Annotated in this window: 15 protein-coding genes; 6 read left to right on the top strand and 9 right to left on the bottom strand. The window is 72.6% G+C overall.

Translation table 11 applies throughout. The features are described 5' to 3' along the window. Nucleotides 1–17 precede the first annotated feature (17 nt). The 3 genes from ABGB17_RS18205 to ABGB17_RS18195 all read right to left on the bottom strand — a co-directional run bounded on the left by ABGB17_RS18205 (nt 18) and on the right by ABGB17_RS18195 (nt 4,143). Nucleotides 18–1,193: an MFS transporter gene (locus ABGB17_RS18205; protein ID WP_347630956.1), complete on the bottom strand. Its 1,176-nt coding sequence runs from the start codon at nt 1,191–1,193 to the stop codon at nt 18–20. Nucleotides 1,194–1,318: 125 nt separating this feature from the next. Then, a complete protein-coding gene (locus tag ABGB17_RS18200) occupies nt 1,319–3,052 on the bottom strand; it encodes an MFS transporter (RefSeq protein ID WP_347630954.1) in 1,734 nt (577 codons plus the stop codon). A gap of 11 nt (nt 3,053–3,063) precedes the next feature. Continuing rightward, a complete protein-coding gene (locus ABGB17_RS18195) occupies nt 3,064–4,143 on the bottom strand; it encodes a sigma-70 family RNA polymerase sigma factor (protein ID WP_347630952.1) in 1,080 nt (359 codons plus the stop codon). A gap of 146 nt (nt 4,144–4,289) precedes the next feature. On the opposite strand from ABGB17_RS18195, the gene ABGB17_RS18190 reads away from it, so the two are divergent. Both ABGB17_RS18190 and ABGB17_RS18185 read left to right on the top strand, forming a co-directional pair. Continuing rightward, nucleotides 4,290–5,294, top strand: coding sequence for a transcriptional regulator (locus tag ABGB17_RS18190; RefSeq protein ID WP_347630950.1), 1,005 nt, complete (start codon nt 4,290–4,292; stop codon nt 5,292–5,294). 324 nt (nt 5,295–5,618) lie between these two features. After that, nucleotides 5,619–6,734: an MBL fold metallo-hydrolase gene (locus tag ABGB17_RS18185; RefSeq protein WP_347630948.1), complete on the top strand. Its 1,116-nt coding sequence runs from the start codon at nt 5,619–5,621 to the stop codon at nt 6,732–6,734. A gap of 4 nt (nt 6,735–6,738) precedes the next feature. On the opposite strand, the gene ABGB17_RS18180 is transcribed toward ABGB17_RS18185, so the two are convergent. The 3 genes from ABGB17_RS18180 to ABGB17_RS18170 all read right to left on the bottom strand — a co-directional run bounded on the left by ABGB17_RS18180 (nt 6,739) and on the right by ABGB17_RS18170 (nt 8,234). After that, nucleotides 6,739–7,113, bottom strand: coding sequence for a DoxX family protein (locus ABGB17_RS18180; protein ID WP_347630946.1), 375 nt, complete (start codon nt 7,111–7,113; stop codon nt 6,739–6,741). Between the two features lie 113 nt (nt 7,114–7,226). Continuing rightward, complete coding sequence (locus ABGB17_RS18175; RefSeq protein ID WP_347630944.1) at nt 7,227–7,775, bottom strand: hypothetical protein; 549 nt, start codon at nt 7,773–7,775, stop codon at nt 7,227–7,229. A 195-nt stretch (nt 7,776–7,970) separates the two neighbouring features. Then, entirely contained in the window at nt 7,971–8,234 is a 264-nt protein-coding gene (locus ABGB17_RS18170) for a hypothetical protein (RefSeq protein WP_347630942.1), read from the bottom strand. Nucleotides 8,235–8,890: 656 nt separating this feature from the next. On the opposite strand from ABGB17_RS18170, the gene ABGB17_RS18165 reads away from it, so the two are divergent. The 4 genes from ABGB17_RS18165 to ABGB17_RS18150 all read left to right on the top strand — a co-directional run bounded on the left by ABGB17_RS18165 (nt 8,891) and on the right by ABGB17_RS18150 (nt 13,055). Further along, the gene (locus ABGB17_RS18165; protein WP_347630940.1) at nt 8,891–9,841 is read left to right on the top strand and encodes a hypothetical protein; all 951 of its coding nucleotides are present in this window, start codon (nt 8,891–8,893) and stop codon (nt 9,839–9,841) included. 540 nt (nt 9,842–10,381) lie between these two features. Beyond that, a complete protein-coding gene (locus ABGB17_RS18160) occupies nt 10,382–10,504 on the top strand; it encodes a hypothetical protein (RefSeq protein ID WP_347630938.1) in 123 nt (40 codons plus the stop codon). A gap of 1,176 nt (nt 10,505–11,680) precedes the next feature. After that, nucleotides 11,681–11,824 (top strand): hypothetical protein, encoded by a 144-nt coding sequence (locus tag ABGB17_RS18155; RefSeq protein WP_347630937.1) that lies wholly within the window; start codon nt 11,681–11,683, stop codon nt 11,822–11,824. Nucleotides 11,825–11,906: 82 nt separating this feature from the next. After that, complete coding sequence (locus tag ABGB17_RS18150) at nt 11,907–13,055, top strand: alkaline phosphatase family protein (protein WP_347630935.1); 1,149 nt, start codon at nt 11,907–11,909, stop codon at nt 13,053–13,055. Here the strand turns inward: ABGB17_RS18150 and ABGB17_RS18145 are convergent. The 3 genes from ABGB17_RS18145 to ABGB17_RS18135 form a co-directional block, all read right to left on the bottom strand. Further along, complete coding sequence (locus ABGB17_RS18145; protein ID WP_347630933.1) at nt 13,052–14,296, bottom strand: MFS transporter; 1,245 nt, start codon at nt 14,294–14,296, stop codon at nt 13,052–13,054. The genes ABGB17_RS18150 and ABGB17_RS18145 overlap by 4 nt on opposite strands. Then, entirely contained in the window at nt 14,293–16,701 is a 2,409-nt protein-coding gene (locus ABGB17_RS18140; RefSeq protein ID WP_347630931.1) for a DUF4910 domain-containing protein, read from the bottom strand. Before ABGB17_RS18140 ends, ABGB17_RS18145 begins: the two co-directional genes overlap by 4 nt. Further along, nucleotides 16,698–17,809: aminotransferase class I/II-fold pyridoxal phosphate-dependent enzyme (locus ABGB17_RS18135; protein WP_347630929.1), on the bottom strand; the 1,112-nt coding region annotated here is incomplete at its 5' end. The genes ABGB17_RS18135 and ABGB17_RS18140, both read right to left, overlap by 4 nt.

Here is a 17,809-nt window from a genome sequence, read left to right as displayed (position 1 = left end):
TTCGCAGGCGCCTCACCTCAATCGCGCGCCTCGGCGAGGACGGCGGCGCGGCGGGGCACCAGGGACGTCGTGGTGAGCAGCGACAGCACCGCCATCACGGTCATCGCGACGCCGACGGGCATGTGCTGCGCGAACAGGCCGGCGACCGAAGCCCCGACCGCCTGCATCGTCATCATGCCCGAGGAGTGCAGCCCGAGCGCCTGGCCGCGCATCTCCTCCGGGGTCAGCGCGATGAGCCGTTCCTGGAGCAGCAGTCCCGCACCGAAGCCCATCGAGGCCAGGGCGGCGGCCATCGCGGCCACCGGCAGGGGGAGCGGCAGCGCGAACAGCAGGTACGGCAGGGCGAGCAGCACCCGCAGCGGGGTGGTGAGCCTGGTGCGCCACCGGCCGGGCAGGAACCGCCCGACCAGCGTGTCGCCCGCGAGCATGCCGAACGCCGCCGACATGAACAGCACGCCCGCCGCGTCCGGCGCGTACGGGATGAACAGCGCCTCGCACCCGACGACGAGCCCGTTCGGCACCCACAGCGCGAGGTACACCCGGCGCCGCTCCGGCGACGCCCACAGCCGTGCGTTCCCCCGCCAGGTCTCCCGCACCGACGGCCGTCCGGCGGCGCGCGGCGGCCGTCGCGTCAGCCCGAACCGCACCACGAGCGCGGCCACCAGGTCCAGCCCGGCCGCGACGAGCAGCGCCGCCCGGGGCGACATCACGGCGACCAGCGTGCCGCCGAGCGCGAACCCGGCGATCTGCATGACACCCACCGACATGTTGAACACCGACCGCCCGAGGATGTACCCGCCCTCCGGCAGGATCTCGGTCAGCAGCCCCCACCGCACCCCGCTGCCCGCCGCCTGCACCAGCCCCATCACGACGATCACCGTGAACATGCCCCAGACCGGCATCCCCGGCAGCGCCATCAGCGCCGTCCCCACGGAGAACATGGCGGCCAGCGACGCCAGCACGGCCCGCGGCGGCACCCGGTCCGCGGTGGACAGGAACACCATGGCCCCCGCCACCTGCGCGAACGACGGCCCGAAGAGGCTGAGTGCCGACAACAGCGGCGACCCGGTGCTCGCGTACACCAGCGACCCGAGCGCCAGCCCCGCGACGGTCGACGCCGCCACCTGCGCCGACGCGCCGACGAACAACGGAGTGAACTCGGGGGTGCGGAAGAGCTGCCGGTAGGTGCGCATAGGGGGAGTCTGCGGCCCTGCCCGGCACGGCCGCCACAGTTTCGGCCTCAGCCGAAACAGCGCCGTACGGCCGCGGACACCGGCGCGATGCGCCGGTGTCCGCGGCCGTCATGGATGCCGCCGGTTCAGCTCATGAAGTTGTACGACCCGACGAGCGTCGCGCCCTGGCGCTCCGGCCCGCTCGCGGCCCGGTCCTTGAACCCGTCGCCGAACTCCTTGAACGCCGCGAGCTCGGTCAGGGTGTCGTCGCCCTCCTCCTTCTGCACGATGTGGACGAACGTGACGCCGTCGGCCAGCCGGAACGTCGCGTAGCGCAGGCCGGCGGGGGCCTTCTCGGCGAGTTCGGCGAACACCTTCTCGACCACCCGCTGGTTCTCGTCGGCGGCGTCCGGCTTGGTCGTGTATCGGATGATGGATGTACTCGTCATGTGTGACTCCTCCTTGGGCTCGTCCCCCCGCGGCGGTGCTGCCACGGCGGCCGGTCTTCTGCGCGGCATGCCGAGCGCGGTGAGCATGCCGATGAACGCGAGGGTGGCGACCGCGGCCATCGCCGCCGTGAAACCCTCGTTGAACTCCTCGGCCGACGCGTAGCCCCCCGCGCTCGCGAAGACGGCGACCGAGACCGCGACGCCGAACACGCCGCCGAAGATCCGGAGCATCATGAACGCGCCGGACGCCTGGCCGATCTCGTGCGGCCGCACCGCCCCGACCACCGCTCTCTGCGCCGCGGGCATGGCCATGGTCAGCCCGACCCCGCTGAGGATCAGCGCGGGCAGCAGTGCGGGATAGCCGGCCCCGGTGCCGGCGACCACGGCGATCCAGCCCGTGCCGAGGGTCTGGAGCGCCAGCCCGCCGGCCACGAACGTCCGCTCGCCGTACCTGTCGGCCAGCGCGCCGGCGATCGGCGCGCAGAGCATCAGCGTCGCGGTCCACGGCATCAGCAGCAGACCGGCGCCGAGCGGTCCTTCTCCGAGCACGGTCTGGAAGTACTGGGCGAGAAAGAACAGCGTGCCGTACAGCGAGGCGAACACACAGAAGTTCGCCGGGTTGGCCGTGGCGAACGCTCGCAGCCGGAAGAACCGCATCGGCAGCATCGGTGCCTTCGCGCGCCGTTCCCAGAGCACGAAGGCGGTCAGCAGCGTGACCCCGAGGACCAGGGCTCCCACCACCTCGGCGCTGCCCCAGCCCGCCGCGTTCCTGCGGACCAGTCCCCAGACGACGCCGAACGCGCCCGAGGTCACGAGCACCACCCCGCCGAGGTCGAGCCGGGTGTCCGGGCCGTGGCTCTCGCCGACGCGCCGCATCGTGAGCAGGATCGTGATCACCCCGAACGGCAGGTTCAGCCAGAAGATCCACTGCCAGGCGAGGCCCTCGGCGATGACGCCGCCGATGAACGGCCCGCCCAACGTCGCGAGACCGGTGATCCCCAGGTAGAGCCCCATCGCCCTGCCCCGCTGCCGGGGCGGGAACGCCGCGCTGATCAGGGTGAGCGACAGCGGCAGCACCATCGCGGCACCGGCACCCTGCGCGGCCCGGGCGGCGATCAGCGCGCCGATGCCCGGGGACAGCGCGCACGCCGCCGACGCGGCGGTGAACAGCGCGAGCCCCGCGACGAAGACCCGGCGGCGGCCGAACCGGTCACCGAGCGCGGCCCCCGTCAGCAGCAGCACCGCGAACGGCAGGTTGTACGCGTTGACGGTCCACTCGAGTTCCTCGACCGACGCCGCGAGATCGTGCTTGATCGTGGTCAGCGCCGTCGTCACGACCGAGCTGTCCAGTGCCATCATGAACGACGCCAGCGCGGCGAGCCCGAGGACCCATGCCTGCTTGGACGTCATCCGTCCCCCGTCGGAATTCACCGTTTCCCTTCTCAGGCCTGCTCGCCGGCGCGCAGCGACCGCGGGAGCCCGAAGCCCGTCAGGCACGAGTTGTCCACGAAACGGGTCAGCGCGGAGATCCGGTCGCCGGTCAGGGACAGCACGAGCAGGCCGTGCGCGTGCATGATCGGCGTCCTCGGGTCGCGTATGTAGCAGCCGAACGCCGGTTGGCCGTTCGCCCGCGTCGGGATGAGCACGTGCCGGTGGCCGTCGCGGAGCGCGATCGTGGCGAGGAAGTGCCGGACGGGCTCCAAGCCCTGGTACTCCAGCGGCAGCGGCGGCATGGTCAGCCACACGTCGTCCGTCAGCAGGGCCACGATCGCGTCGACGTCCCCGGCCTCGAACGCACGGGCGAAGTCGTCCATGATCCGCCGTTCCCGTGGCGAGTCCGGCAGCGGGGCGCTCTCCCGGCCTGGCGCCGGCAACTCCTGCGCCAGCGTGCCCCGCGCGCGTCGCAACGCGCCGGTCACCGCGTTCTCGGTGGTGCCGAGAATCTCCGCCACCTCGGCGGCCCGGAACCCCAGCACGTCCCTCAGCACCAGTACGGCGCGCTGCTTCGGCGGCAACTGCTGCAGCGCCGCCAGGAACGCCAGCGACACCGACTCCCTGCCCACGTATCGCGCCTCCGGCCCGGGCGCGTGGTCGGCGATCTCGTCGAGCAGTACGTCCGGGTACGGCTCCAGCCAGCTCGGTTCCGCGCGGCGGCGCGACGGCTCGGGCAACGGGACCTCCGGCTGGTAGTCCACCTGGTCCTGCCGGCGGGCGCCGTCCCGCAGCGCGTTGAGGCAGCGGTTGGTGGCGATCCGGTAGAGCCACGTCCGTACCGACGCGCGCTCCTCGTAGCCGCCGATCCCGCGCCATGCCGCGAGCAACGTCTCCTGCAGCAGGTCCTCGGCGTCCTGCACGGAGCCGAGGATGCGGTAGCAGTGCACCTGGAGCTCGCGCCGGTACGGCTCGACGAGTTCCCGGAACGCCTCGCCGTCTCCTCGCCGCGCCCGCGCCAGCGGATCCTCGGCCGGGCCCCCGTCGCCGGCCGAGGCTTCGGTTTCCCGGCCAGGCGGGACACCTCGCATGGTCACTCCTTCTGGTCCGAAGTCCCTCACGGATGAATGGACACCGCCGGTACCGGAAAATGGTCGGTCCGCCGCAGATTTCCGGCAATGCCGTCCCGTCGCGGACGTGACGTAAGGTGGCGGCCCGGCGCCCGGAGGGAGGGACCATGGGGATCTGGCGGGTCGGCGCGGACGTGCTGGCGGGGAGCCGTTTCACCGTGTCGCCGCTGGCACAGACCGTGGCGGCCCTGAACGCCCTGCACAAGGGACGGGCGGCTCCGGGGCGGCAGGCGTGGCTCAGGGAACACCGCCCGGCGTACCGGGAGCGGCTCGACGGCGACCGGGTGGAGGCGCTGCTGGTCTGGGCGGCGCTGCGTCCCACGTGGCTGGCGGACTTCCTCATCACCCCGCCGCGGGACGACGACCGGACGTTCCACGACGAACTGCGGCGTGTCCGGCAGACCCCCGCCGAGGTCGCCGCCGCCGACCTCGCCGTCGCCGTCGGCGCCCCCCTCCCCGCGGAGCTCCGCGTCCCCGACCTGCCCGCCCGCGCCGCCGCGCTCCTGGAATGGGTCTGGACCGCCACCGTCCAGCCCGAGTGGCCCCGCCTGCGCCGCGTCTTCGAGGCCGACATCGTCTCGCGCACCGGCCACCTCGGCACCGGCGGCTGGGCCGCCGCCCTGGCCGGCCTGCGCCCCGGCCTGCGCTGGCTCGGCGACGGCCGTCTGCGGATCAACCCCTACGACAACCCGCCGAGGCACATCGCCGACGACGCCCAACTCCTGTTCATCCCCACCACGACCACCCACGGCTGGGTCACCTGGGACACCCCCCACCGCTACGCGATCATCTACCCCTGCACCGGCTTCCTGGCCGCCCCTCCGGCCCTCCGCGCCGGGGAGAACCCCACGCCCCCGCCCGTCCGCGCGGGCACCGCGCCCCCCGCCGCGGTACGCGCCCTGATCGGCCCCGTGCGCGCCGGCATCCTCGCCCACCTGGGCGAACCACGGAGCACGACCCACCTCGTCGCCCTGACCGGCCACAGCCTCGGCTCGGTCGGCGGCCACCTGAAGGTCCTCCTCGCCGCCCGCCTGATCGACCGCCGCCGCTCCGGCCGGTCCGTCCTCTACTACCGCACCCCCCTCGGGGACCGTCTCCTGAACCCGGAGTGAGCGTCACACCTCGGGCACCGGGGCGGCCAGGCAGGACGATCTGGCGGACAGAACGCCACAAGTCGCCTGGTTTCCGCTCGGCGGCACGGGGTAGCGGTTCGGGCGCGGTCGGGCTGTGCCTTTCCCCTCACCATGCCGGCGAACGCGCCGGACCTCAGCTCTTCAGGGCTTCTGACCAGGTAAGACGGCTGACCCTCAGGTTCGGTCCATGACAGGTCCCCTTACTTCGCCGTGCCGTATCGAGGCCCCGGGACGGCGAACGCAGCCCGGTACCCATGCCGCGATATATCGTGTATGTGTCTCGGAGCTGCGAAAGGCGGGCTGATGGCGCGTAGTCGGGTGGTGCGGCGGGTGCTGGCGGGAGGGGCCCTGCTGGCGGCGGGGTGGGCGTTGCGGAACGTGCCCGCTGAGCTCGGGGTGCGGCCGTTGACGGCCGGAGGCGCGCGGGCCGAGCGGATGCGGGCGTCGGCGTTGTTCGACGGTGGGGTGTTCGTGAACCCGATGCCGGGGCGGACCCTCGCGCCCAGTAAGCCGCCGGAGGGTTTCTGGCGGGATCTGTTCACCCAACGTGAGGCTCGGCGGCCAGGAGGGCCGGTTCCGCTGCGGGCGCCCACGGCCGGGACCTCGGGGGAGTTGCGGGCGGTGTGGATGGGGCACGCCACGACGCTGGTGGAGATCGAGGGGCGGCACGTCCTGTTCGATCCGGTGTGGAGCCGGCGGGTGTCGCCTTTGCAGTTCTTCGGGCCGAGGAGGCTGCATGCGTTGCCGGTGGAGCTGGAGGAACTGCCGGAGATCGACGCGATCGTGATCTCGCACGATCATTACGACCACCTGGATCTGGCCACGGTGCGCGCGCTCACGCGGCTCGGTGACGCGCCGTTCCTGGTGCCGCTCGGGATCGGGGCGCATCTGGAGCGGTGGCGGGTGCCGCCGGAGCGGGTGATCGAGCTGGACTGGGAGGAGGAGGCGCACGTCGCGGGGCTGCGGTTCACGGCGACGGCGGCGCGGCACTTCTCCGGGAGGGCCTTCACGCGGAACGACACCCTGTGGGGGTCGTGGGCGGTGGCGGGGGAGCGGCATCGGGTCTTCTACGCGGGGGACTCGGGATACTTCGAGGGGTACGCGGGGATCGGGGCGGCGCACGGGCCGTTCGACCTGACCATCATGCCGATCGGGGCGTACAGCCCGGCGTGGCCGGACATCCACATGGACCCCGAGGAGGCGGTCAGAGCCCATCTCGACCTCGGCGGTCGTACCCTGCTGCCCGTCCACTGGGGGACGTTCACCCTCGCCATGCACTCCTGGACCGAGCCGCCGGACCGGTTGTGGCGGGAGGCGAAGGCGCGGGACGTGCGGATCGTGGTGCCCCGGCCGGGGGAGACCGTCGATCCGCACGCCGCTCCGCCGGTGGACGGCTGGTGGCAGACGCTCGGGACCTGACGCGTCAGAAGGCGTAGGGGCCGAAGCGTCCCCACGCCACGAACGCGCACAGGACGAGAAGCACGACGTTGAACACGACGACCGGGGTCTCCCCGCGGCGGGCGTGGACGACGATGGCGCCGGCCATGGTCAGGGCGAGGCCGAGCGCGGCCAGCGGCACGAGTACGGGGGCGATGCCGGTGACGGCCGGGAGGACCAGCCCGAGCCCGCCGAGGAGGTCCACGGCGCCGATGGCCTTGACGGCGCCGGCGGAGAAGTCCTCGGTCCAGCCCAGGCCGGAGGCGGCGAGCTTCTCCTTGGGCTGGATCAGCTTCATGACGCCGGCGCCGGTGAAGACGAGGGCGAGCAGGCCGGCGACGACCCACAGAACGATGTTCATCGAAGTCCGTTCTTACGGAATAGCACTTTAAGGTTCAACTGAACCTAGTCCTGTTCCGCCGTTCCGTGAGCCCGCCGCCACCGCCTCCGGCCGCCCGGCCTGAGCGGGGCCGGTCAGTTCGTGCAGAGGGCGCTCGCGGTGACGTCGTAGATGTACCAGGCGCCGCCCGGCGCGATGTAGACGACCGCGTAGGAGTACTGCCACCCCGAGCAGGCCACACCCGCGGCGAGCACCGCCGCCTGGGCCGCCGCGGCGCCGTTGCTCTGCGCGGCCTGGGACGAGCTGCCGCCGCCCTGCGCCGTGGCCGACCTCGGCACGACGTACGGCGGGGCGGCCGCCGGCGTGCACCAGCCGGAAGCCGTCGCGTTGTAGACGTACGCGGAGCCGTCCGGCGCCGTGTACACGAGCTGGGTCGTCGTCGTGACGGACGGGCAGACCTCCCCGGCCGCCCGGGCCTGGCTGTTCAACGCCGCTCGCGCGTTGTTCGCCGCGTTCGTCTGCCCAGAGTACGTCGTGGGCCCCGACCCGGTGGAGGACGCCGTCCGGTACGTGTCGGCGTGCGCCGCCGCGGGGCTCAGTGCGAGCCCCAGCACCAGGGCGGCCGGGACGGTCAGCAGCCGTGCCGCCGCCGTCAGGAATCGTGAGCTTGCGCGGTGTGCCATTCACCACTCCTTTGCTCCGCTGACGTCACCATAAGTGGCGTCGGCGGGGGGGACCAGCACGGGCGGACGGCCCGGCGGCCCGGAGCCGATCAGCGGCCTGAGCTGCTGAAAGTTTCACCAACCGTGGCGAAGCGGCCGTGCGGGGGGCCGCGTACCCGTTCCAGGGATCGATGCGGACCCATGGCGGCGGGGGCGTCACGAATCCGGGGTCCTGCGCTTTCTGCGGGTGACCATGCGGAGAAGGATGCCACCGGTGAGGAGGGTCAGGGAAGCCGCGGTTATCAGGACGCCGAGGCGCTGGGCACTGATTCCGGTGAACGGAATCCGTGCGGTTTCCGCGGGCTTCTCCTGCCGGGCCGTGGGGACGGCCTTTTCCCGTGCCTTCTCGATTTTCCCGGACGAAGTGCGGGCATGGTGGCCGGAATCGCGCGTGCCGCCGGAATTCGTGCCGTGTTCCATAACTCCCACGACGGAGCCGCCGAGGAGCTCACGGACCCGTTCTCCCTGCCGGTCGCCGGACGACCTCCGGTCCTCGGTGACACCCCAGTCCGTGCCGGACGCCGGAGAGGCCGGACGGGCGGGCGTGGAGCCGGAAGGCGGGAGGACCTCGATGCTCACCTCGAAGGACGCGGCGGAGAGCTCCGTCTGGCGGGGGACGGCCTGGGGGCCGCCTCGCGGGGCGGCGAGGGCGGGGGACGCGGTGAGGGCGCCGCACACGCACAGGATCGCGCCACTTGCCAGGGTGGATGTGAGCCGCTTGAACACTGATGTTCCCCCAAGCTGAGATCGACCGGCAGACGACTGATCGTTGGGCTGTCGCGGTTTTACCCCCATCTCGGCCGGTATCACGGCATGATCGCCCTCATGACCCACGAGTGGGGAAATAGCGGCATGCTGGCCGTTTAATTCCTCGTCATGATCTCCTGGAAATGGGCGGGGTTAGCGGGTCGAGGCGGCTGATGTCGCGTTCGGGGCCGTTGTCGAGAAATGCAGGCGTGAAGAGTTCTGCTTGGGGATCGGCATACGAAGTCTTTCAGGTGGTCATTCTTGACACTCGGTGGTGATCGGCCCGAGGCTTTCCGTAATTGATCACAAGGGGTGACGGGGATACGGGGATGAGAGTGCTGCGATCCGGGCAGGCGCGATCGAACGGTGCCGTGCTCCGGCGCGCGGCAGCCCTCGCCGCCGTCCTGTGCGTGCCGCTCGTCCCGGCGCCCGCCGGCGCCAAGCCTTCGCCGTACGACCACTCACTGCAGGTGAGCCCCACCCGGCTGGAGATCCCGGCCGGCACGGTGACGGCAAGCCGGTACTTCCGCCTCACCAACCGGGGCAGGACACCGTTCCACGTGACCGTCGAGAAGGCCGATTTCGTCACCGACGAGCGCGGCGTGATGACCTTCCAGCCGAGGGCCCCGTACGCCGCGTCCGAGTGGGTGACCGTCAGCCCGGTGGGCCTGCGGCTGGCGGCGGGGGAGTCGCGCCGGGTGCTGGTGCGGCTCACCGTGCCGGTCGCCCCGGAGCCCGGCGACCACCAGCTCGCGGTGCTGTTCAAGGTGCCGGCCGGGCGCAACGCGGCCGACACCCGGGTGAACCGGGCCATCGCCGCGCCGGTCTTCATCACCGTGCCGGGACCGGTGGACGATTCGGTCGCGGTGACCGAGCTGCGCGCCCCCGGGTTCACGACGGGCGGCCCCGTGCACCTGACCACCCGCGTCCGCGACTTCGGCACGGTGCACCGCGACTTCCGCGGCGCCGGGCGGCTGACGGCCCGGGTCGGCGACGACGTGGTGCGGTTCCCCGACTTCACCGTGCTGCGCGGCTCGGTCCGCGAGGTCAGCACGAGCTGGGAACCGCCGCTGATGTGCGTCTGCCGCGCGACGGTGTCGATCCCCGGCCCCGGAGGCGGCACGCACGCCTCCACCCGCATCGTCGTCCTCCCGCTGCACCTGATGGCGATACCGCTCGCCGCCCTCGCGGCGCTGTCCCTCTTCTGGATCCTGCGCCGCCGGCGCCGCACCGCGGCCGCCGCCGTCACACGCGACCGCGAGGACGGTCCCCATTTCTAGCCGGCTCCTTCCCGCTTCTGGTCGGCTCCTTCCCACCCGCGCCGCGCGGACGTCACCGGTCCGCCGCCTGGAAATGCGCGCCGCACTGGCCGGTCTGCTCTGGGGCGCGCTCGTCGCCCTCCCGGGTCCCCCGCCGGCGCCGGGTACGAGGCTGTTCCAGCAGTTTTCGCGGACAACACCATCGACCCGGCGTACCCGGTGGCCAGCCCCGCATTGCCGAGCGGCAAGTCCGGGACCAACGCCGTGTGTGCCTCACCTGAGGTGGATATTCCGATTTGCCCCGTCCGGCAGGTATTCAGGGACGGTCGGCTATATCGCCGGCAGGCGATGACGCCGGTTTGCCGTCCGTCGAAATGGCCATGCCAGGCGATCTCCTCGATTTCCGCGGTGTGCTGAAGCGGGAGGTCTATCGCAGGAAATGCGGGTGGTCATCGTGACGAGCTATTTTCGCACGGGGAATATGTCCAGAACCAGATATTCGCGGGTTACAGGTGCCGGCCTTGCGCTGGCGGCTGGGGCAATGCCCGGCCCCGGGAGCCGGTGGCGCGGGCGGACACCGGCACCGGCTCCACCACGGTGAACGTCGAGGTCACCTCGTCGATCACGCTCACCGCGTCCATCACCCTGGCCGGTGAGCCGGGGGTTCCCCCACCGCCCAGGTGACGATGCTGCTCACCACCGGCAACATCACCGGCCACACCGTCACGGTCATCCCCGCACACCCGATCTGACCCCGGCGATCCCCGGAACACCGACGTCATCCCGGGCACGAGCCTGCAGGTCTCGGCCCCGCGCAGTAGGGTCGTTCGTCAACCTGTCCACCGACACCCCCGTGACCGTGGCGACCTAGAACACCGCGTCGCCGCCCCGCCGGCGACACCGTCACCGACGACTACCGGATCACCATTCCGTTCCTCCGCCCGGACACCTGCATCGGAATTCTGGACTACGTCGTCACCACCCTTTGATCCCGAAACTCCCGGAGAACTCGCCGAAGTAGCGACGACCCGCGGATTCCCGCGTACGGCGCGGCGGAGCGGCACCGGCACCGGCCCCGGCTCCCCCCGACCCGCCCTGCCGTGGCGTGGAACGCGGGCGCCGCCCAGCCAACGGGGACCCTTCTCATGACCTTCCGTCGCACCTCCACCCGTCCCCTGACGTCCCTCGCCCTGGCGTTCGCCCTGACGCCGGTCCCGGCCGCGCACGCCGGCGCCTCGAACCGCCGGAGCAGCCGTACGCGCTGCGCATCGCCATCGCCATCGGCAACGGCCACCAGGCGTCAAGCGCGGCGACCGCCTCACCTGCACCATCGACGTGGGCAACGGCGGGAGCGGGCGCACACCCTCCCTGCTGCTCAGTCGGACCCTGCCGCCCGGACCGGCCTTCGTCGCCGCCACGACGAATGGCACCGTCTCCGGTGGCCGCGTCACCTGGCGGCGCGCGTTGCCCGCCGGAGAGGCCGGCCGCTACACCGTGACGGCCCGCCTGGACCGGGTGCCGTCCGCCAATCGTCTCGCCGTGGTCGCCTGTGCCTCGCTCAGGTCCGTGAAGCGTCCCCCTCGTTTGCGCCGCCGACTCCGACCTGCCGGTGCCGCCCGCGCGACCGGTTCGCGGGGGAGCGGCCTCTGGTACGTGGGGAGCGTCCTCGTCCTGCTGCCGGCGGCCTCGATCGGGTCGCGCCTGTGGTGGCGGCGCCAGGGCGGACCTGGGGGAAACAGTGCATTTAATGGCCGGGATGCAGTGTCCGGTTGTTTCATGGTTGACGGCTATCTACGCATATTTTACGCTGTGTTAGCGTTTTACTAGCAGCGCGGTGTATTCCCACGACAGGAGGCTCTAATGACGCCCGAACTGACGAGGACGACAACCGAAACCCCCGTTATGCTCACGCCCGAACTCGTCCAGAAGATGCTCGCTGCCCGGCAGGCCGTTCAGGTCATGAAGTTCCGCACCACCTGCACCGACTGCGTGCCGAACTACTGATCGAGAATGGTCCCGCCCGGTTCGTTCACGGTCCTGGGCATGGAACCGGAAACGGGTTTTCGGGACTGCTGTGGTGTAACGGGTGAATGACCGCAGGATGGTGTCCGGGGGTGCTGTCCGCCCGCATCCCCGGCTATCACTGCGTGCCGTCCCCGGGCACATTCTCGGGGCGCTGGAGCGCGCGGACCGCGGCGTCGTCGTGCTCGCGGTGGACGGCCTGTCCGCACGCGCGGCGGCCGAGACCTGGACGTCCGCCGAGACGGTCGTCCTGAACTCCACCTTCCCCAGCACCTCCGCCACGGCGTGGATGACCGCCGTCACCGGCGCGGCGGTGCCAGGCCACCTCGTCGTCGGCGCCGTCTACCGCTCGCCCGCCGAGAACGCCCTCGTCAACGTCATCACCGGGGAGACGATCGTCGACGTGAGCGACGGCGACGTGCTGTCCGCCACCCCCGGCCCCGGCCCCGGCGACACGCTGCGCGGCCTGCCCACCGTGTTCGAGGCCGCCGCACCCCGCGCGCGTGCCCTCGTCATCGGGCGGGAACTGGACACGCTCACCGGCCCCTGGGTGACCGCACTGCTGCGCGGCGCCGAACGTGTGCCGGACCCCGACACCTCGGCGCTGGACGCCGAGGCGGACGACCCCGCGGCCCTCGCCGCCGCCGTGGCCCGCGACGTCGAAGGGGCGCTCGCCGCGCACCGCGAGGACCGGCCGCTGCTGCTGTGGATCTACGTCAACCTCGACCTCCACCTGCACCGCCACGGGTACGACGACCGCGCGCTCGGTGCCCTGCGCGTGCTGGAACGCCACGCCCTCGACTGGGCCGGGCGCGGCTGGACCGTGCTCGCGCACTCCGACCACGGCCACGTCCGGTGCGTCCGCGACACCGCGCTCGAGGACGCCTGGGCCCGCGTGGACATCCCCGAGCTGTGCGTGCTGCCCGCCGGGGGCGCCGGTCGGGTGCGGTGGCTGTACCCCCGCGAGGAACGGCGCGACGAGGCCGCCGGACGGCTGCGCGACGCCCTCGGGGAGCACGCCGTCGTCGTGGACGCCGCGGAGCTGCCGTCGCTCGGCCTGATGGACCTCACCCCGGCCGTGCGCGAGCGCATCGGCGGTGTGGTCGCCATCGCGGCGTCGCCCCGCTTCCCGCTGCCCGTGCCGGGCCTGGCGTACGAGCACGGGGCGCTCACCGAGGACGAGACGGCCGTACCGCTCGCCACCTGGGGCTAGGCCGCCGCGGGCTCCCTGCGGCGCGGCACGAGCACGAACACCGCCACCACCGTGAACGCCACCGCGCTGAACGCGTACACCAGGCGGTACTCCACGAACTGGATGAGGAACGACCCGAGCGCCAGGGAACCGACGAACGGGATGTCGATCAGGGCGTCCATCGCGGTGAGGGCGCGGCCCTGGAGCTCCTTCTCGGTGCTGCGCTGCACGAGCGTCGTCGTCGCCACCATGAAGACCGGGATGGACACCCCGACCAGGACACCGGCCGCGCACATGCCGGCCTCGCTGGTGGGGATGACCAGCAGCAGGCCGACGGCGCTGAACAGGAACCCGATCGCGGCCGTGCGCCGCTCGCCGAACCGCCGGATGAGCGTGCCCACCGCGAGGCCGCCCGCGATGGACCCCGCGCCCTGGAACGCCGAGATGACGCCGATGAACGCCGAGGAGCGGTTCAGCCCCTGGTCGACGGCCGCGAACATCGCCGGGTTGATCAGGCCGGCCGCGCCGAGGGACAGGCCGAGCGCGATGACCGCGCCGCGCAGGTCGCGGTTCCCGAGGATGTGCCGCACCCCGGCGGTCAGGTCCCGCCACAGGTGGCTCTCCTCCCGCTCACCGGAGCGGACCAGGTCGGGGGTGCGGCGCAACATCAGCAACACCAGCACCGACACGAGGAACGTCGTCGCGTCCAGGATCGCCACCGCGCCGAGCCCGAGCGTCACGAATATGCCCGCGCCGAGCAGCGGCCCGAGGATGCGCAAACCCTGGGCGAGCGAACCGAACAAGCCGTTGGCGTCGCCGAGCAGCTCCCCCGGGACCATGGAGTGCAGCAGCCCGCCGCGTGCCGCGTTGAAGATGGCGTTGGAGATGCCGTACCCCAGGGTGACCGCGAACACGATCCACAGATCGCCCGCGTCCCTGACCAGCAACAGGCACAACACCAGGGCGGCCGCCACCAGGTCGTTGACGATGAGCGTCGCCCGCCGCGGGAACCGGTCCACCAGCAGCCCCGTCACCGGCGCCAGCAACGACGGCACCGACAACAGCACGAACACCACACCCGCCAGGGCGTCCGACCCCGTCAGCTCCTTCACCCAGATGGCGAGGACCACCAGCAGCGCCCGATCCCCGAACATGTTGATCGCCTGACCGGCGAACAACAGCAGGAATCGCGGGTCACGCATCAGCCGGCGCATCGGCCGTGCCTGGGCGTCCTTCGGTGTCGCTGGAGTCGCGGACGTCACGGGCCTTCCTTCGGTCTCGCTGATCGTCTGGTGGTCCCCGGCACCGCCCCCCCGGCCGCCCCGTCACCGGAAGGCGGTGCTCCGGCACCGGCGGGGTGCGCCGTCCCGGGTTCCCCGGTGGTCCCGTTGTGGGGACGGGTGGTTTCCTCGTCTGTGGGGTGTGTCGTTCCGGGTTCTCCGGTGGTCCCGTTGTGGGGACGGGTGGTTTCCTCGTCTGTGGGGTGTGTCGTTCCGGGTTCTCCGGCCGCCCCCTCGTCGGGACGCGGGGTTCCCGCGCCGGCGGGGTGCGCCGTGGCCTCATCCTCCCGGGCCCAGCCCGCCGCCACCAGCAGGTCCAGGAACTCTTCCGCGAAGTCCTTCTCGACCGGGATGCCGGACGCGAGCTCCGCGTACCTGGCCACCCCCGTGCGGTCGCGTACGCCGTCGATGGCGTGCGCCAGGGCCAGCATGAGCGTGTACCCCTGGGCGCGGCCGGCGGTGAGCCTCGCGTCCACCCACTCCCGGCCCGCGTCCCCGGCCGCCTCCGCGAAGCCCCGCACGTTGAACGGCCCCGGCCAGCACCGCCGCACCGGCCGGCCCGCCGGCACGCCGTCCGGCACCTCGGAGGGGAGCAGCGTCGCGACGTGCGCGGCCAGGCCGGCGAGCCACTGCCGCGCCCCCGGCCCTCCGCGGTCCCCGCACACCTCGTCCAGCCACCCGAGGGCCGCGTCCCCCACCTCCGCGCGGTGCCGCAGCAGGGCGGCGGCCCGCCCGGCACCGGGGGAGGAAGGAGTGCCGGGGGAGGAAGGAGAGACGGGGGAGAAAGGAGAGACGGGGGAGAAAGGAGAGACGGGGGAGAAAGGAGTGCCGGGAGAGCAGGGAACGCACTCCATCAGCCGTGCGGCCGCCCATTGAAGCGTGATGTTCTCCAGCTCGGGGCGGTCCGCTGCGGTGGCCGTGCTGAGCACCGCGGCCGTGGCGGCGGCGACCGTCGCCGTACGGCGCAGTTCCGCCGGGTCCACCTTGTCCAGGGTGTCGCCCGAGCTGTGGTTGAACCGGTCCGGCCAGTGCCCGAGCGTGACGACCGGCGTCCCGACGGCCCGGTCCACCAGCAGGCTGTGGTCCGACGCACCCACGAACGGGGTGGCCCGCCACGCCCACGTGTCGCACTCCACCGTCCCCGCGTACGACCGCGCCGCCTGCGGCAACACCGTGACCACGTGCTCGGCCAGCGCGCTCACGAACGCCGGCAGATGGTCGGCGCACCGCTCCACGATGAGCGGCCCCCCGCACACCCGCTGGTCCTCCCCGGCCATGTCCACGTTCACCGCGGCGAACGGCACCCGCTCGGCCACCTCGTGCAGGTACGCCGCCATCCCCGTGAACTCCGGCCCCCAAACGAACCGCACCCTCCTGCGCCGCCCCCGCGCCGCCGGGTCCTGTGCCGCCGGGTCCTGTGCCGCCGGGTCCTGTGCCGCCGGGTCCTGTGCCGCCGGGTCCTGTGCCGCCGGGTCCCGCGGCGCCGGGTCCCGCGGCGCCAGGTTCTGTGCCGCCAGGTTCTGTGCCGCCAGGTTCTGTGCCGCTGGGTCCCGCGCTGGTCGTTCCTGGACTGCTCGCTCCTGGGCCGCTCGTTGGCGGGATGCCAGTACCCTTGCCGCTCCGAGTAACGCGGCCACGCCGGTGGCGTTGTCGTTGGCGCTTGGCCGGGGATGGCACAGATGTGCATAAAGCAGGATCTCGTCGGTGGCATCGCCTATCGGCGTGGCGTCGTCCACCGGCAGCACGCCGGTCACCAGTGGCATGGTGGCCGTCGGGTCGACGGTGACGGCGACCCGGACCTGTCCCGCGTCGGCGAGCCGTGACACCACCCCCGGGGGGACGCTGAACGTGAACAGTGAGCCATCCGCTCGCAGCTCGACCCTGCCGATGCCTCCACCTGGGGAGGTCTGCTCGGTGACCACCCCGGCCGCCCCGTGCCGCTCCGCCAGCGCCAGTACCGTCGGCAGCGGCACGGTCACGTCGTCGTGCAGCACCACCGCCCCCTGCGCCCTCGCGACGCCGGCCACCCCGGTCACGGCCAGCTCCACCCCGCCGTCCACCGTCGCTTTCGAGTACGCCGCGAGCGTGTACGGCTCCTCGGGGTACCGGATGTCCACGCCGCCGCCCTGAAGCATCCCCGCGACCGGACTCCAGCCCATCGGCGCCCGGAACGACCACCACCGCCGCGCTCCGTCGGCGGGGAACTCGTGCACCCGCACCTCCTGAAGCCCGGCCTCCTCGGCCCGTTCCGCGACGTACCGTGCGGCTTTCACGATGCCGTCGGAGGCCTGGTACCGGTCGAACGCGCAGACCGCCGCGACGTCCTCCATGGCGGCGCCGGTGTCGAACCCGTCGAACACCGCTCGCACGAGTTCCCGGACGTTCACCCGCCCACCAGGCCGGAGAACGCCTCCCGCCGCTCCCGTGACAACGGCACGCTCACCCTGGTCACCGTGGGGCCGCCGGTCAGCGGGCGGATGGGCTTGCCCACGATGCCCTGCGGCGGGGGACCGTCGACGACGACCCAGGGGAGGGACGGGTGGCCGGGGGCCACCGTGGCGCCGAGGCGGCGCAGGCCGTCCACGAGAGCCGGTTTCGCGGTGGACAGCGCGCTACGGAGGGGGGCGAGCAGGTCGCCGAGGGAGAGCAGGCGCAGGGCGTACTCGAAGGAGAGCGACGAGATCGCGAGGGGCGGGGCGACCTGGCGCAGAGCCGTGGCGGCGCCGGGGGAGCAGACGGCGAAGCCCGCGCGCAGGCCGCCACAGCAGTAGCCCTTGGAGAGGCTGCGGAGCACGACCAGGGCGGGGGTGTGCGCCGTCAGGGGGACGGCGCTCGCCGCGGGGCCGGCGTAGGTGGCGCAGGCCTCGTCGAGGACGAGGAGGGCCCCCGCCCGGTGGGCGGCCTGCGCCAGCTCCTCGACACGCTCGGGGGGGAGGAGGTCGCCGAGGACCCCGGGGCGTTCCACCAGGACCAGGGACGGGCGTTCGGCCGCGATGACCTCCGCGGCGTCGCCGGAGGCGGGGTCGAAGGGGCGCAGGACGCTCCCCTGCCGGGCGGCCCAGCCGGGCAGGTCGGGGTGGGGGTAGGCCGTGCACAGGACGATGCCGGAGGCCGCGAGCACGCTCAGGCTGTGCAGCAGGCCCGTCGTGCCTGCCCCGGCGACGACCCGGTCAGGGGGGATCTCGGTGCCGAAATGCCGGGACAGGGCGGGGGCGGCGCGCTCCCCGCCGTAGGGGTCGCGCAGCGCGTAGTCCCTGACGATCTCCAGTACCCCCCTGTCCGCCGTGGCGCCGGCCGGTGCGTGGGACCGAGGGAAGGATCCGGCGGTGGCCCCGATGGCGGGCCGGGGGGAGGGCTCGGTGACGGACCGAGAGGCAGCCTCAGTGGCGGGCCGGGGGGAGGGCTCGGGGGTGGCGCCGGCGGTGGGCCGAGGAGAGGGTTCGGGGGTGGCGCCGGCGGTGGGCCGAGGAGAGGGTTCGGGGGTGGCGCCGGGGT

Source organism: Sphaerisporangium sp. B11E5 (assembly GCF_039871875.1).
Classification (GTDB): domain Bacteria; phylum Actinomycetota; class Actinomycetes; order Streptosporangiales; family Streptosporangiaceae; genus Sphaerisporangium.
Note: the sequence above shows the minus strand (reverse complement) of the source record. Positions and strands in the feature narration are given on the sequence as shown.

Excerpts from the sequence above, each read along its gene's own strand:
- ABGB17_RS18170 (WP_347630942.1), bottom strand. The coding sequence starts at position 8,234 with ATGGAACACGGCACGAATTCCGGCGGCACGCGCGATTCCGGCCACCAT.
- ABGB17_RS18195 (WP_347630952.1), bottom strand. The coding sequence starts at position 4,143 with ATGCGAGGTGTCCCGCCTGGCCGGGAAACCGAAGCCTCGGCCGGCGAC.
- ABGB17_RS18155 (WP_347630937.1), top strand. The coding sequence starts at position 11,681 with ATGACGCCCGAACTGACGAGGACGACAACCGAAACCCCCGTTATGCTC.
- ABGB17_RS18185 (WP_347630948.1), top strand. The coding sequence starts at position 5,619 with ATGGCGCGTAGTCGGGTGGTGCGGCGGGTGCTGGCGGGAGGGGCCCTG.
- ABGB17_RS18205 (WP_347630956.1), bottom strand. The coding sequence starts at position 1,193 with ATGCGCACCTACCGGCAGCTCTTCCGCACCCCCGAGTTCACTCCGTTG.
- ABGB17_RS18180 (WP_347630946.1), bottom strand. The coding sequence starts at position 7,113 with ATGAACATCGTTCTGTGGGTCGTCGCCGGCCTGCTCGCCCTCGTCTTC.
- ABGB17_RS18165 (WP_347630940.1), top strand. The coding sequence starts at position 8,891 with ATGAGAGTGCTGCGATCCGGGCAGGCGCGATCGAACGGTGCCGTGCTC.
- ABGB17_RS18175 (WP_347630944.1), bottom strand. The coding sequence starts at position 7,775 with ATGGCACACCGCGCAAGCTCACGATTCCTGACGGCGGCGGCACGGCTG.
- ABGB17_RS18190 (WP_347630950.1), top strand. The coding sequence starts at position 4,290 with ATGGGGATCTGGCGGGTCGGCGCGGACGTGCTGGCGGGGAGCCGTTTC.